Raw genomic sequence first — 14,837 nt, forward strand, 5'->3', positions numbered from 1 at the left:
ATCAGTGGTGGCCGTGGCCGCTGCTGATCTCCTGGTGCTCCTCGGCCGTCGGCTTGGCGATCTGGCTGCCCTCGCCGTAGAAGCCGCGGGCCAGCTTGGCCCGGGTGCGGGCCAGCAGTCCGGCCTTGCGGGCCACGCCGTTCTCGTCCACCTCGGCCGGCAGCTCGAACGGCTGCGGCTGGTCGTGCGCGGTGAGGGTGTGCAGGCGCTCCGGCGGGAGCGCCGCGTGCACCTCGATGAACTCGCCGTGCTGCAGTCGCTTGATGACGCCGGTCTCCCGCCCGTGCAGCACCTTCTCCTTGTCCCGGCGCTGGAGGCCCAGGCACCAGCGCTTGGTGATCACGAAGACGATCACCGGGGCCACGAAGAAGCCGATCCGGGTGGCGTTGGTGATCGCGTTGATCGACAGGTGGAAGTGGGTGGCGATCAGGTCGTTGCCGCCGGCGGCGAGCAGGACCAGGTAGAGGCTGATCCAGGCCGCGCCGAACGCGGTGCGCACCGGCGCGTTGCGGGGCCGGTCGGCGATGTGGTGCTCGCCCCGGTCCCCGGTGATCCAGGCCTCCAGGAACGGGTAGGACCAGATCGCCACCAGCACCAGCGGGAAGATCATCAGTGGGACGAACACGCCCATGTTGAGGGTGTGGCCCCACAGGCCGATCTCCCAGCCCGGCATGATCCGGATCAGGCCCTCGGAGAAGCCCATGTACCAGTCCGGCTGGGCGTCCGTGGACACCTGGTCCGGGCGGTACGGGCCGTACAGCCAGATCGGGTTCACCGTGGCGATCGCGGCCATCGCGGACACCGTGCCGAACACCAGGAAGAAGAAGCCGCCCGCCTTGGCCATGTAGACCGGCATCAGCGGCATGCCGACCACGTTGTTGTTGGTCCGGCCGGGCCCGGCGAACTGGGTGTGCTTGTGGTAGAAGACCAGGATCAGGTGGGCGACCAGCAGCCCGAGCATGATGCCCGGGATCAGCAGGACGTGCACGGTGAACAGTCGCGGCACGATGTCGTGGCCGGGGAACTGGCTCCCGAAGATGAAGAACATGAGGTAGGTGCCGACGATCGGTACGGCGAGGATCGCGCCCTCCATGAACCGGATGCCGGTGCCGGAGAGCAGGTCGTCGGGCAGTGAGTAGCCCATGAAGCCGTCGAACATGCCGAGGATCAGCAGGCCCGCGCCGAACATCCAGTTGATCTCGCGCGGCTTGCGGAACGCGCCGGTGAAGAAGACCCGCATCATGTGCACGAACATCGCGGCCACGAAGACGATCGCGGCCCAGTGGTGGATCTGGCGGATCAGCAGGCCGCCCCGGATGTCGAAGCTGATCCGCATCGTCGAGGCGAAGGCCTCGGACATCGGGATGCCCTGGAGCGGAACGTAGGAGCCCGCGTAGGTCACCTCGCCCATGGACGGGATGAAGAAGAGCGTCAGCCAGACCCCGGTCAGGATGATGATGACGAAGGTGTAGAGGCAGATCTCGCCCAGCATGAAGGACCAGTGGTCCGGGAAGATCTTGCGCAGATTGGACTTGGACAGGCCGTAGATTCCGAGCCGTCCGTCGGCCCAGTCGACGAGCGCCTCCGCCTTGTTGGCGGGCGCCGCGCGGGTGCTGGTGACCGGCCCCGGGGTCGACTGCTGGTCGGCTCTCACGACGGGCTCCCCGGTGTCCGCCGCGGCATGTCCTGGACGCCCGGCCGCGTCACGGCCGGCCGGTGGAGTGATGTGATCATCGGACCTCTCGATACGGGGGTGCCGTCAGTCCGGCGCGCGGATCCGGCGACCCGCCGCCCCCGTTGCTCAAAGTGATGGAGCGCTTACTCTGTCATGCTGTCGGGAGCGCGCCGACTGTGCACGTCCATCGGCCCGTCCGGCCGCTCGTGTCGGCCCGTCCGGGGGGTCCCGGGGCAGCGACCGGGCCGTGAGCCGGCCGCGAGTCGGCCGTGTCGGGGCTGTGACGGGGCGTTCGCAGGCCCCCTCCGCCCCGCTCCGATGCTGCGCTCGGGTGCTGTTGACGACGCGCCGGGGCGTTCTGGCGCGCGCCGTGCCCGGGGAGGGTGCGGGACCGGGCCTACGCTGCGCCAATGGTGGATCACCGGGAACTCTTCGAGGACGTGACAGCCGACCTGGCCCGGGCCGGCTTCGACATCGACCGCGGGCCCTCCGGGCTGCGGATCGGCCATGGCCCGCACGGGGTGCTGATCGACTGGCCGCCCGCCGAGCAGGCGGCGGCCGAGCAGCCGCCGCCCGCCGAGGGCATCCGGGCCGCGGTGACCGGCGCGGTCGCCGCCGTACTGCGCGAGTCCGGCTACCGGGTCGCGACGGCCGGCCCGGACGGACTGCTCGTCACCGGCTCCCGTCCGGTCCGGGTCGCCGCTCCCGACGCCCCGGGCGAGGACGGTCTGGGGCCGGCCGGGGTGCCCGAGCAGTGGTGGGGGTGAGCGGGGGGACTGCCCGAGGTCCGCTCGACGCACAGCCAGCAGGCCGCACCCGTCGGTGAGGGCGCCGAGGCGCCCGGGGACCGGTTCCGACGGTCCCCGGGCGCCTCCGGTCGCGGGGTCAGGAGGTGTTCCCGGCCCCGCTCCCGCCCGTGGCGGCGGCGATCGCGGCCGCCAGCTCGTCGACGCCCTGCTCCCGCAGCACGCCGTAGTGGTCCCCGGCCAGCCGGACCGTGGCCGGAGCGGCGGCCGACCAGCCGGAGCTGCCCTCGATGAACGAGTAGTCGTCACCGGTGGCCTTGAAGACGGTCACCGGGGCCGACAGCCGCCGCTCGGCCAGCTCGCGGAAGGTGTACTCGAACTCGTAGGTCTCCCCGACGATCCGGGCCACCCGGCGGATCAGCTCCTCGTCGAGCTCCGGCAGCTTCCGGTGCACGAAGGCGGCGAAGCCGTCCTCGTCCCGCACCTCGGCGAGGCACTCGGCCAGCCCCGGCCCGCCGACCGAGCCCGCGAACACCGAGTGGAGGATGGTCAGGTACGCCGGATTGCGGTAGGAGGACTCGCGTCCGTACCGCTCCCCGTCCGCCTGTCGCAGCTCCGGGTTGCCGGGGCAGATCAGCATCAGCGCGGCCACCCGCTCCCCGGCCCGCTCCAGCTGCCAGGCCGCCTCGAAGGCCACCCGGGCGCCGAAGGAGTACCCCCACAGGGTGTACGGGCCCTCCGGCCGGACCGCCCTGATCTGCGCCAGGTCGGCCGCCGCCATCTCCCGGATGGTCGGGTACGGCGTCTCCCCGGGGTTGATGCCGTACGCCTGGACGCCGTAGAACGGCCGGCCCGAACGCCCGGCGAGCGGACGCAGGTTCATCGGGTAGCCGCCCAGTCCGGGCCAGCAGAACACCGGGTCGCCGGCGCCGCCGCGGTGCAGCGGCACCAGCCGGGAGGCCGGTTCCCCGCCGTCCGGGGCGCCGTCGGTCCCTGCGCTGTCGGTCCCGGCCGCATCGGTCCCGGCCGTGTCGATCCTGGCCGCCAGCTCGGCGAGCCGGGGGCACTCGAACAGCACCTGGAGCGGAAGCCGGGTGCCGAACTCCCGGTTCACCCGGTTGACCAGCGCCACCGCGATCAGCGAGTTGCCGCCCGCCGCGAAGAACTCGTCCGCCGTGGAGACGGTCCCGTACTTCAGCGCGGCGGCCCAGATCCCGGCCAGCCGCCGCTCGGTCGGCGTCGCCGGCGCCACGAACGGCGCACCGGTGGCGGCGTCCCTGACCTGCTCGGCGGTGGCCAGCGCCTTGGCGTCCACCTTGCCGTTGGCGGTCAGCGGCAGCTCGTCCAGCACCAGCACCCGGTTGGGGACCATGTAGTCCGGCAGCAGGGCCACCAGCTCGTCCCTGATCAGCTCCGCCGGGCCGCGCATGTGCACGGCGTCCTCCCGCATGCCCTCGCTGCGGATCTGCTCCTCGCTCACCCGGCCGCCGAGGAAGAAGTACGACGCGCCGCCCGGGATGCCGCACCCGGCCAGCACCGCGTCGATCCGCCGGGCGGCGGGCAGCGGGTGGCCGCTCTTCGAGCTGTAGCCGGAGGACATGAACCCGAAGCCGAGTCCGTTGCGCTGCAGTCGGTGCAGCCGGACGCCCAGGCCGATGTACTCCAGCCACGGTTCGGTGGCCCGGCTCACCGCGGTGATGCCGAAGCCCGCCCGTCGGTAGACCTGCTGGTTGATCGCGATGACATGCCGGGACTCCACCACCTGGTCGGAGATCCTGGTCAGTTCGCCGCCCTCCAGGCGGTACAGGCCGGCCGGCAGGCCGTCGACCCCGCCCGGGTGAGCCTGGACGAACAGCTCGGTGTCCTCCCGGTGCGGCCGTCCGTCCTCCGGGACGATCGCGAAACTGCCCAGGTAGTAGTCCTCCTCGGCGACGTCCAGCCGCCGCTGGACCGAGGGCTCGTGGCCCAGCGGACGCACCGCCAGCCCGTACTCCGGGAGCACCTCCTCCAGCACGCCCAGCATGTGGCCGGCCTCGAACTCCAGCACCTCCTGGATGTTGTTGCGGTACACCGGCTCGATGGCACCGCGCCGGCCGAGGAAGTGCAGCGCGAGCGGCGCGCCCCCGGCCGCCCGGTCGCCGACCCGGACCAGGGTGTGGTCGACCGGGTGGTAGTAGTGCACGCCCGCCGCGAGGCCGTGCGAGCCGTCCGTCTCCAGGTACAGCTGGGTGGCGTACAGGGCGCCGGGGGAGGCGTAGGCGTACTTCGGCAGCAGCCGCTCCGGGCTGTGGAACTGGCCGAACCAGCGCAGCACCGGGCCGAGTTCGGCGAGGGTGACAGCGGCCGCCGGCCGGCCCGGCGCGGTGGCCGGGCGCGGCGGGGCGAGCAGCGCCAGCAGGTCCTCCCGGCTGACCGGGCCGCCCTCGAAGAAGCGGTAGGTCTTGCGGGCGAAGGTCTCCCGCCGCTGCCGGTCGGTCTCCCGGCGCCCCGGCAGTTCGACCACTGTCCGGTCGGCCAGCTCGGCCGGGCCGCGCAGCCCCGGGTTGGACAGCTGGGCCCGGACCTGGAGCTTGCTGGCCTTGGACCGGTGGTGGCCGCCGTGGTTGCCCTGGTCCATCAGGGCGGCCTCCTTGGGGTTCAGCTCCACGCAGGCCACCAGGTTGCGGTGGCCCGTGCGCGGGTCGTCGGTGACCACCGCGGCGGCCCGGCGCACCCAGGGGTGCTCCTCGACGGCGAGCGCGATCTCGTCCAGCTCGACCCGGTAGCCGCGCAGCTTGACCTGGTTGTCCACCCGGCCGGCGCACTGCAGGGTGCCGTCCGGGTTCCACTCGGCGAGGTCGCCGGTGCGGTACAGCCGCTCGCCCGGCAGGTAGGGCGAGGCGACGAAGCGCTCCGCCGTCAGATCCGGCCGGTTGAGGTAGCCGCGGGCCAGCTGGACGCCGCCGATGTACAGCTCGCCGGTCACGCCGACCTCCACCGGCGCCAGCTCCTCGTCCAGGACGAAGCAGCGGGTGCGGTCCACCGGCACGCCGATCGGCACCGAACCGGCGCCGTCGCCGAGGGTCTCCGGGTCGATCCGGTGGGCGGTCGCGTTGATGGTGCACTCGGTCGGGCCGTACAGATTGACCAGCTCCGCGCCGGGCAGTGCCGCCGTCAGCGCCCGGGCCAGCCGGACCGAGAGCGCCTCGCCGCCGGAGTACAGCCCGCGCAGGCCGGTGCAGTCGGCCAGCCGCTCGGTGTCGAGCAGGGCCTGGAGCAGGGTCGGCACGCACTGGAGGGTGGTCACGCCGTGCGCCAGGACGGTGTCGATCAGGCCCTCCGGGTCCCGGTAGACGCCGGGCGCGCCCATCACCACCCGTGCTCCGGTGGCGGGCGCGAGGATCTCCCACTGCGCCGCGTCGAAGCTCATCGGCGTCTTCTGCAGCACGGTGGTGTCCGGGCCCAGATGGCCGGCGTCGGCCAGCCAGCGCAGCTGCGACACGATGCTGTGGTGCTCGATCATCACGCCCTTGGGGCGGCCGGTGCTGCCGGAGGTGTGGATGACGTAGGCCAGCGACTCGGGGGCGGGGCCGGCCGGGGCGTGGGCCTGGTGCGGGATGTGGGTGCTCCCGCCCGGCTCCGGCGGGGCGTCCCGGTCCGGGAGGTCCGCCGCGGTGACGATCCGGGTGCCGGCCGGGACCAGCTCGGCCAGCCGGGACCGCAGGTGCTCCTGGGCGACGACCACCCTGGTCCCGCTGGACTCGATCATCCAGCGGAGCCGCTCCTCCGGGTACTCGGGGGAGAGCGGCAGGTACGCGGCGCCCGCGTGCAGGATGCCCCAGGCACCGGTCATCAGGGCCAGGGACGGCTCGGTGTACAGGCCGACGCAGTCGTCGGTGGCCACGCCCAGCCGGTGCAGGTGCGCGGCGAGCGCGTCGGCGGCGGCGGCGAGCTCGCGGAAGCTCAGCCGGGCGCCGGCGCCGGTGCCGGTGCCGGTGCCCGTGCCGGTCTCCGCCGGAGCGGTGACCGCCGTGGCGTCGGGGCGGGCGGCCGCCTGGGCGCGGAGCAGGTCGGGCAGGCAGACGGTGCGGCGGGCGTCGAGAAGGGTGGCGAACAGGACGGGCTGTGCGGTCATGACGGGGTTCCCCTGGGCTCGGGCCGATAGGGCCGCCCGGCGCGTGGACCGGGCGTGACCTCCAAGGTCGGCCACCCGCTGTCCCGAAAACCTGGGGCGGTGGCCGTCTCCCGGTCCCCCTTCGGGCCCGGGCCGGTCCTGCCCGCGTCCCGGGCCGGTCCCGGTCGTCCCGGGCGCGGTCCCGGCCCGGTCAGAACGGCTGCGGTTCGAGGTCCCGGTCGATCTGCCGCCGTTCGAGAACGGCCCGTACATGCGGGTGCGCGTCTCCCAGGAGCCCGGTGAGCGCCGTCAGCGCCTGTGCCCACAGCTCGGCGGCCTCGTGGTGGCGGCCCTGGCGGTGCAGGGTGACGGACAGGTTCGCACGGCAGATCTCGGTGTCGGGATGCTCCTGGCTGTACCGCTCGGACAGCCCCCGGAGGGCGGCCCGCCCGAGCTCCTCGGCCTGCTTGTACTGCTCTGCGGCTGTGCAGGAGTTGGCCAGGACGATCATGGCGTTCAGGGTGGCGGGGTGGTCGGGACCGACCGTGCCGGTCAGTCCGCGGACCGCGTCGTGCCCGAGCCGGACCGCTGCTGCGAGGTCGCCGCAGTGGCGCCGGTACTGCGCCAGGTTGGCGGCACAGCCGAGGGTGAAGGGGTGCTGTGGGCCGAAGAGCTCCCGATGGCCTTCGTGCGTGCTGCTCGCGAGGTCCCGGGCCGCCTCGTGGTCGCCGGACGCGCCGAGGGCCGCTGCCAGGTTGAGCGCGGAGGCCAGTGCGGCGGGTGTGTCCGGGCCGTGGCGGTCCAGATGGCGGCGGTACGTGGTCTCGGCGAGCTGCCGGGCCTCGTCGGTCCGGCCGACCAGTCGCAGGCCGACGGCGAGGGAGTCGGCGACGCCCAGGCATTCCGGCGCGTCCTGGTCGAGGACCTCGTGGAGCGCGCTGTGAGCCTCCCGGAGGGCCTCCAACGAGGACCGGTAGTACCCGAGCTCACGTTGGCCCCGGGCCCAGTTGGCCTTGCTGACCAGGGTGGCCGGGTGGAGCGGGCCGAGGACGGTCGCCCGCCGCTCGAAGGTCTCCCGGTCCAGGGCGCGGGCGGCTTCGAGGTCGCCGACCAGGCGGTGGTCGAGTGCCAGGTCGTTGGCAGTGGACAAGGTGAGTGCGTTGTCGTCTCCGAACAGCTCGCGGAACTGTTCGAGGGTCTCGCGGTCGAGGGCCAACGCGGCCTCGAAACGACCGGTGGCCCGCTGGTCGGCGGCGAGCGATCCGGCGGTCATCAGGGTGTAGGCGTGGTGTTCGCCGAACGTGGCCCGTTGGCGTTCCAGCACGCCTTCGTCCAGGGCCAGGGCCTCGGCGTAGTTGCCTCGGGAGCGCAGGACGGCGGCCAGGTGGAAGCGGAGCACCAGCGTCTGCCGGTCGTTCTCGCCCAATGTGGTGCCCCAGTGCGCGTCCAGCGTCCGGCCGAGCTGGAGCGCCGCGTCCAGGTCCCCGCGCGTCCGGAGGTAGCGGACCCGGTCGATGAGGAGCAGCCGGGTGTCGGGGTAGTCGCTGTCCTGGGCCCCCGAGGGCATCAGGTGCGGCCAGATCCTGTCGTAGGCGGGCCAGTTGGCCGGGTCGTCGGTCTCGCCGACCACGGGTCGCGCCCCCGCGAGCACCAGATGCACCGCGTGGCGGGCGGCCCGTTGCTCGTCCTCGGCCAAGGTGGCCAGCAGCGCCGACTGGACCAACCGGTGGACCTGAAGGGTCTGTCGGCCCGGATCCGCCTTGGCCAGGGCGAACCGGCTGATGGCCTGGATCACCGAGCCGAGCATGAACCGGTCGCCGAGGTCGGCGTCGTACGGGACAAGGGCGCGGACCATCTCGTCGCTGTAGACAAGGGGCATCGCGATCGGTTCGGCGGACAGGAACGCGCAGAGCTGGAGCAGCCGGACGGCGGCCGGGGACTGTTCCCGCAGGCGGGCGATGGAGATGTTCCAGGTGGCGCCGGCCGGGGTGGGGTAGTCGGTGGGCGCGGTGGCCATGGACAGCACCCGGGCGGACTCGGCGCGCAACTGCGCGATATAGGCGGCGACGGTGGTGTCGGTCTCCGCCAGCCAGGCGGAGGCGACCTCGACCGCCAGCGGCAGGTCACCGACCGCCTCGGCGACCTGCCCGGCTTCCTCGGGTGAAATGTCGGGCAGGCGACGGGCCAGGTGCTCGACGCTCTCGGCCCGCCCGAAGACGTCGACCTCCAGTGCCTCGGCCCGCCTCGACCAGCCGGAGTGGCGAGAGGTGAGCAGGACGTGACCGGGGCCGCCGGGCAGGTACCGGACGATGCTGTCGGCCTCGTCGACGTTGTCGAAGACCAGCAGCCAGCGCGAGGTCGGTTCACCGCGCCCCAGCGTGTCGAGAGCGGCTTCCATGGCCGCGCTGAGGGAGTCGCCGACCTGCAGGCCGAGCCGGGCCGCCAGTTCGGCCAGAGCGACGGTGATCAGCTCGGCCTGTTCGGCGTCGATCCACCACACCAGGTCGTAGTCGGCCGCGAAGCGGTGCGCGTACTCCATGGCGATCTGGGTCTTTCCGATGCCGCCGAGACCCAGCAGCACCTGGACACCGGTCGGCGTCGTCCCGGCCCCGCCGCCGAATCGGTCGCGCAACCGGTCCAGGACGGTCGAGCGTCCGGTGAAGTGCTGGTTGCGGGGAGGAACCTCCCACACGGCCGGGCGGCGGCCGGGGAAGCGCGGGGCGCCGTCGCCCGGTTCCGCCGCCGGGGCATCACGCAGTCCGAGGGCGGCCAGCAGGACCTGTTCGGCCTCCTGCTCCTCGCGGCCGACCAGGTCGACCGGGTTCCGGTGGCTGATCGGCGGGCCGAGTCGGATGTCGTCGACCCGGACCGGGACCAGCAGTCCGCGGTCGCCGGCAGGGTCGGACTCCGCCACCGACTCCCACAACTCCCCGAGCCGGTGCGAGTTCTGGGACGCGCCGGACAGGACGGCCACGGTCCTGGTCCCGGCCTCGGCCTCGGCGTCGGCGTCGGTCGTCACCCGGAAGCCCGCCCGGGTGAGGACCGCTCCGATCCAGTCCGCCCAGGTCCGGTCTGCGTCGAGGCAGAAGAGCAGGAGTTCCTCGGGAACGGCCGGCCGGTGGCGGGTGAAGGCGTCCAGGTGGCGCAGCCGCAGCTCCTCGTCCACCGGCGGGAGGCCGGTGACCCGGCCGTCGGTCAGCACGGAGACGAGCCGCTCGAAGGCGGACAGCATGGAGCTTGCGAGGCCCGGCTGGTCGGCGAAGGCCGCGAGGATCGACTCGAAGGCGTAGAACGGCCGGTACGGCAGCTCCACCGAGGCCCAGTAGCGGGTCAGTTCCTCGCCCGCCAGGCCGGCCGGCAGTCCGTCGAAGTGCATCCGGGCGTGGGCCCGGCCGGCGTCGGCCTTCTCCTTCTCGCCGTCGTCGACGCGGGTCGGCACGGGCAGCACCCGGACGCCCTCGTCCCGGTCGCTCCCGTGGACCGTTCGGGCGACCTGGGCGGCACCCTCGATGGACTGGGCATTCATGGTGAAGCAGACCACCAGGTCGTCCGGAAGGCGGACGGTGCAGAACTCGGCGGCATGGGACAGGCCGCTGGGGGCGTCGATGAGGACGTAGTCGTAGTGGTGGCGGAGGTCCTGGCCCACGGTCTCGACGAAGTGCTCCGCCCCGGCCCGGGCGAGGAGGTCCTCTGCCGAGCCGCCGACGGTCGAGCCTGCCGGACCGGCCGCGAGCAGGTCGAGCCGCCCGTCGCCGGGGAACCCGGACCAGCGGAGCGGGCGGATGTGGTCGAGGACGCAGGCCGGGTGTTCCGTCCCGTTCTCGGGTGTGTCCAGGGAGCGGCCGAGCAGGCCGACGAGGTCCCGGCCCACGGTGTCGGTGCCCTCGGGTTCGAGGAACGGGCGGAAGTAGTGGTGCAGGCCCGGCGCGCCGGGGTTCCAGTCGACGGCGAGCACCCGGAAGCCGTTGGCGGCCAGGATCCAGGCGCAGTTCGCTGTGATCGTCGTGCGACCGCTGCCGCCCTTGTAGGAGTAGAAGGTGACGACCCGGCCGTTGGCGCTGGGCGTGGTGTGGCTGGGCGTGGTGCGGCCGGGCGCCGGTCCCGGTGCGGGGCGGCGGAGCGGTGGTTCGGGCGGCGCGGACGCCCGGGCGTCCCACGCGTCGGCGAGGCGCCGGACCGTGCGGTCGCCCTCCTCGTTGATCGCGCCCAGGCGCTCCAGTGCCCGGTCGATGTCCTCGCCGATCGGGTCGTCCGTGCTCTCGGCGGGGGCGAGGGGACGGTCCGTCCGGTGGTCGCCGGGCCGCCCGCCGTCGGCGTCCTGGAGCAGGGCGACCCGTTCGGTCAGCCGGCCCATCTGGTCGAGCACCTGGGAGAGCAGCACTTCGACCTCGGTGCGCCGGGTCTCGGCCCGGAGCAGCTCGTCCATCGCCCGCCGTTCGCGGTCGTGGGCGTGGACGAGGCGCTGCTGGGTCGCGCGGAGCCGGGCGAGTTCCGCGCGGTGCCCGAGCAGCCGGTTGCGCTCCTCGGTCAGCTCGCCGACCCGGTGCTGCAGCGTGGCCAGCATGAACAGCAGGACCGTGACGACCTTCTCGGTGTTGTCCAGGGCCAGTTGGAGTTCGTCGCGCTGGCCCCTGGCCTGGCTGAGCTGGCTGTAGAGGGTCTCCAGATAGCCGTGCTGCTCCTCCACGCTTCCGCCGGGAAGGCCGCCGCCGGGCAGGGCACGGCCGGGGCGGGCGCGCGGTGGGGCGGGGTCGCGGGCGGCCCGCAGGAGGTTGAGGGCCCGGCCGAGGTCGCGCGGGTCACGGCTGGTGGCCGCCACCAGGGCGCGGACGAACTGTTCGGTGGGCACCCGGCCGGAGAGGTTCTCGCTCACGGTGCCGGGTGCCCGGCCGACGGTCCGCGCGATGTCCGCCACCGTCCGCCCGGCGGTCACCACCAGGTGCCGGAGGAAGTCGGCGAGTTCCTCCGCCTCCGGGCTCTCCGCCCGGATCGGGCCGAACGGGCGCCCGCCCCGGTTCGCCTGTGCCACTCGTCCCCCCGGACCCCGCCCGACCGCTGTTGTTCGGCATTATCGCCGAACAACCGCCGGATGTTCGGCCGGTTGTCAGGGGTCTCCCGGTGAACAACGGCGATGAACTCGCGGGCCTGTCACGGTCGTTCCCGCAGACCCGAGCCGGGAGGGCCGTCCCGGCGGGAACGGAGAATCCGACATGACCGTGCTGACCCTCGTCCCACGTGTGCTCGGCCCGCTGCAGCGGGTGCTGCTGGTGGCCCTGCTCACCCCCGTCCTGGCGGTGGTCGTGCTCGCGACCGTGCCCGCGCTGCTGGTGCTGCCCTTCCTCCGGAACGGGGACCGGCGGGTCGTCAGCCTGCTGCGCACCCACACGGCGACCCTGTCCGTCCTGCTGACCGGGAGCCGCCCGGACCCGGTCGATCCTCCGGCGGGGCCGCGGCGGCGGGGCCGGTCGTGACGGTGCCGCGGGTGGAGGGGGCGGCCCCGTCCCGGGCCTGGGTCAAGCCCGGGGCGGGGCGGCGGCCGCCGCCCGGGAGAGGTGGGGGAGGAAGGCGGTGACGGCGGGAGGCGCGGATCGGGCGCGGAGAGTGGCGGTGCGGACGAGGCGGACCGGGGTGTCCTCGGGGTGGAGCGGGACGAGCGCGATGTCCGGGCGGGTGGCGCGGGCGGCCAGGCCGGGGATCAGGGTGGCGCCGAACCCGGCGGCGACCAGGCCGAGTTTCGCCGTCCAGGCACCGACCTCGTAGGCGATCCGGGGCCGGAAGCCACTGCGGACACAGGCGGCGAGCAGGGTGGACTCGGCCCGGCTGCTGGCGGCGATCCAGGGCTCGTCGGCGAGTTCGACGAGCCGCAGCTGCTCCCGGCCGGCCAGCGGGTGGTCCGGCGGGAGGGCCACCAGCACCGGGTCCTCGGCCAGTGGGCGGAGGTCGAACAGCTCGGTGTCGTAGGGGTGTCCGGGGTAGGCGGCGACCACCGCGAGGTCGATCGCGCCGTCCCGCAGCCGGTCGAGCAGGTGCGCCGAGAGGCCCTCGGAGAGGGAGATGCCGATCCCCGGATGCGCCGCGCGGAAGGCCGCCAGCGCGGCCGGGACGAGGGCGGCGTTGGCGCTGTCGAAGGCGCCGATCCGCAGTCGGCCGAGGCCGAGGCCGGTGAGCGCGGCGAGGTCGCGGCGGGTGCCGTCCAGCCGGTCCAGCAGTGCCTCGGCGTGCGGCAGCAGTGTCCGGCCGTGCTCGGTGAGGCGGACCCCGCGGGCCAGCCGGTCGAACAACTGGACACCCAACTCGGCTTCCAGAGTGGCGATCTGACGGGATATCGCGGACTGGGTGAACCCCAGCTGCTCACCGGCGGCGGTGAACGAGCCCAGGCGGGCGGTGGTGCGGAAGACGTCGAGCCAGGCCATGTCCATTCCGCATGGTTACCATGCGAGACATTCGCTTGTCGCCTGGCTCGATGGTTCCTAGCGTGGAGCCATGGAAAAGATCGCATTTCTGGGCCTCGGCCGGATGGGGCTCCCGATGGCCCGTCGACTCGCCTCCGGCGGCTACCCGTTGACGGTGTGGAACCGGACGCCCGGCCGGGTGCCGGAGCCGGTGGAGGGGCTGGTGGAGGTCGCGGATCCGGCGGCGGCGGTGCGCGGCGCGGGCGTCGTGGTCACCATGCTGGCCGATCCGGCGGCGCTGACGGCCGTCGCGGGGCAGATCATTGCCGAGCTGGCGCCCGGCACCGTGTGGGTCGAGATGTCCTCGGTGGGTCCCGCGGCGGTGGCCGAGGTGCGGGCACAACTTCCGGACGGCGTGGGTCTGGTGGACGCGCCGGTGCTGGGCAGCGTCGGCCCGGCCGGGAACGGCGGGCTGACCGTGCTGGTGGGCGGCGGGCCGGTGGACGTGGAGCGGGTCCGACCCGTGCTGGAGCGGCTCGGCCGGGTGGTCGACTGCGGTGGACCCGGGGCCGGTGCGGCGCTCAAGCTGGTGGCGATCGGGGCGATCGTCGGGGGAGTGGCGGTGGTCGCCGAGGCGCTGGCCCTGGCCGGATCGCTCGGCCTGCCAGAGGAGTTGGCGGACGGGGTGCTCGCCGCCGGGCCGCTCGGGGGGCTGGTGGCGCGGGCCAGGGCCGTCGACGCCGACTTCCCGGTGCGGCTGGCCGCCAAGGACCTCGCGCTGGCGGGCGGCGGGCCCGTGCTCGGCGCGGTGCGTGAACGGCTGCTGGCCCACCCGGAGTTGGCCGAGCTGGATCTTGCGCGCTGGGTGGACGCGGTTCGCGCCGGAGGCTGAGGGTCGAGGGTCGGGGGTCGAGGGTCGGGAGTGGGGCCGGTTCGGGTAGGGCCGGCCCGGGGCCGGGGTGTCCGTCCGCCTCGGGGGAGGACGAGCGCCCCGGCCGTCGCCGTCAGCCGGCCCAGCGGGTGACGGTGAAGCCGGAGCCCTCGCGCCGCACCTCGGCGGCGCCCGTCCCGGCGAAATGCGCCGGGACGACCAACTCGCCCTGGTCGGCGGCCCGTTCGAGGACGCTGCGACGGGTGGTCGCGGCCAGGGCCGGGTCCTCGCAGAAGCAGCTGTTGCACTCGGGTCGGGTCAGCTGGAGCGGGCTGTGCAGCAGGTCGCCGACGAACACCGCCCGCTCGCCGCGCGAGTCGAGCCGCAGCACCGAGGAACCGGGGCTGTGGCCGGGCGCGGGTTCCAGGGTGAGGGCCCCGTCGAGTCGGACGCCCTCCGTCCAGAGCACCGCCCGGCCCGAGCGGACCACCGGCTCGATGCTGTCGGCGTAGAGCAGCCGCCGTTCCTCCTGGCGGGTCGCCGGACCGGCGCGCCCGGGCCCGTCCGGGGCGAAGGAGGCGTGGTCGGCGGCCGGCAGGTAGTAGACGGCGTTGGGGAAGGCGGGCACCCACTCACCGTCCCGCTCGACGGTGTTCCAGCCGACGTGGTCGGCGTGCAGATGGGTGTTGACCACCACGTCGACGTCCTCGGGCCGCACGCCGGCGGCCGTGAGCAGGTCGAGGAAGTCACTGTCCCGCTCGTGGAAGAGCCGGTTGTGCGGGCGCTGCCGGCGGTGCCCGACCCCGGTGTCGACCAGGACGGTGCGGCCCCCGTGGCGGACCACCCAGCTCTGCAGGGCGCCGACATGGGTGTCGTCGGCGCGGTTCCAGTGGTCGGGCGCGAGCAGCTCCGCGTTCCGCTCCCAGTCCTCGGGCGTCGCCCCGGGCACGATGTCGGCGGAGGGCATGAACGCCCCCTCCCACTCCCTGACCCTCAGCACCTCGGCCTCGCCGAGCACGATCCGTTCCATGGTCCCTCCCGTGGTGGTACGCGATGTCGT

Annotated in this window: 8 protein-coding genes; 3 read left to right on the plus strand and 5 right to left on the minus strand. The window is 73.8% G+C overall.

The genetic code is table 11. The features are described 5' to 3' along the window. Nucleotide 1: 1 nt before the first annotated feature. Nucleotides 2–1,654, minus strand: coding sequence for a cytochrome bc1 complex cytochrome b subunit (gene qcrB, locus ADK60_RS07730; protein WP_053644331.1), 1,653 nt, complete (start codon nucleotides 1,652–1,654; stop codon nucleotides 2–4). A gap of 431 nt (nucleotides 1,655–2,085) precedes the next feature. On the opposite strand from qcrB, the gene ADK60_RS07735 reads away from it, so the two are divergent. Then, nucleotides 2,086–2,442 (plus strand): hypothetical protein, encoded by a 357-nt coding sequence (locus tag ADK60_RS07735; RefSeq protein ID WP_053644333.1) that lies wholly within the window; start codon nucleotides 2,086–2,088, stop codon nucleotides 2,440–2,442. A gap of 118 nt (nucleotides 2,443–2,560) precedes the next feature. Here ADK60_RS07735 and ADK60_RS07740 read toward each other — a convergent pair whose 3' ends face one another. After that, a complete protein-coding gene (locus tag ADK60_RS07740) occupies nucleotides 2,561–6,535 on the minus strand; it encodes a non-ribosomal peptide synthetase family protein (protein ID WP_053644334.1) in 3,975 nt (1,324 codons plus the stop codon). Nucleotides 6,536–6,725: 190 nt separating this feature from the next. Then, nucleotides 6,726–11,543, minus strand: a complete 4,818-nt coding sequence (gene fxsT, locus ADK60_RS07745) for an FxSxx-COOH system tetratricopeptide repeat protein (protein ID WP_234370982.1) — start codon at nucleotides 11,541–11,543, stop codon at nucleotides 6,726–6,728. A 181-nt stretch (nucleotides 11,544–11,724) separates the two neighbouring features. On the opposite strand from fxsT, the gene ADK60_RS07750 reads away from it, so the two are divergent. Further along, nucleotides 11,725–11,985, plus strand: coding sequence for a hypothetical protein (locus tag ADK60_RS07750; RefSeq protein WP_045941922.1), 261 nt, complete (start codon nucleotides 11,725–11,727; stop codon nucleotides 11,983–11,985). Between the two features lie 42 nt (nucleotides 11,986–12,027). Here the strand turns inward: ADK60_RS07750 and ADK60_RS07755 are convergent, their stop codons facing one another. After that, a complete protein-coding gene (locus tag ADK60_RS07755; protein WP_053644337.1) occupies nucleotides 12,028–12,933 on the minus strand; it encodes a LysR family transcriptional regulator in 906 nt (301 codons plus the stop codon). A gap of 64 nt (nucleotides 12,934–12,997) precedes the next feature. Here ADK60_RS07755 and ADK60_RS07760 point away from each other — a divergent pair, with 64 nt between their 5' ends. Further along, on the plus strand, nucleotides 12,998–13,798 hold the full coding sequence (locus tag ADK60_RS07760; protein ID WP_053644340.1) for an NAD(P)-dependent oxidoreductase: 801 nt from the start codon (nucleotides 12,998–13,000) through the stop codon (nucleotides 13,796–13,798). A gap of 112 nt (nucleotides 13,799–13,910) precedes the next feature. Here ADK60_RS07760 and ADK60_RS07765 read toward each other — a convergent pair whose 3' ends face one another. Beyond that, nucleotides 13,911–14,807, minus strand: coding sequence for an MBL fold metallo-hydrolase (locus ADK60_RS07765; protein ID WP_053644342.1), 897 nt, complete (start codon nucleotides 14,805–14,807; stop codon nucleotides 13,911–13,913). Nucleotides 14,808–14,837: the final 30 nt, after the last annotated feature.

Origin of the sequence: Streptomyces sp. XY431, assembly GCF_001279805.1 — a bacterium.
GTDB classification, from domain to species: Bacteria; Actinomycetota; Actinomycetes; order Streptomycetales; family Streptomycetaceae; genus Kitasatospora; species Kitasatospora purpeofusca.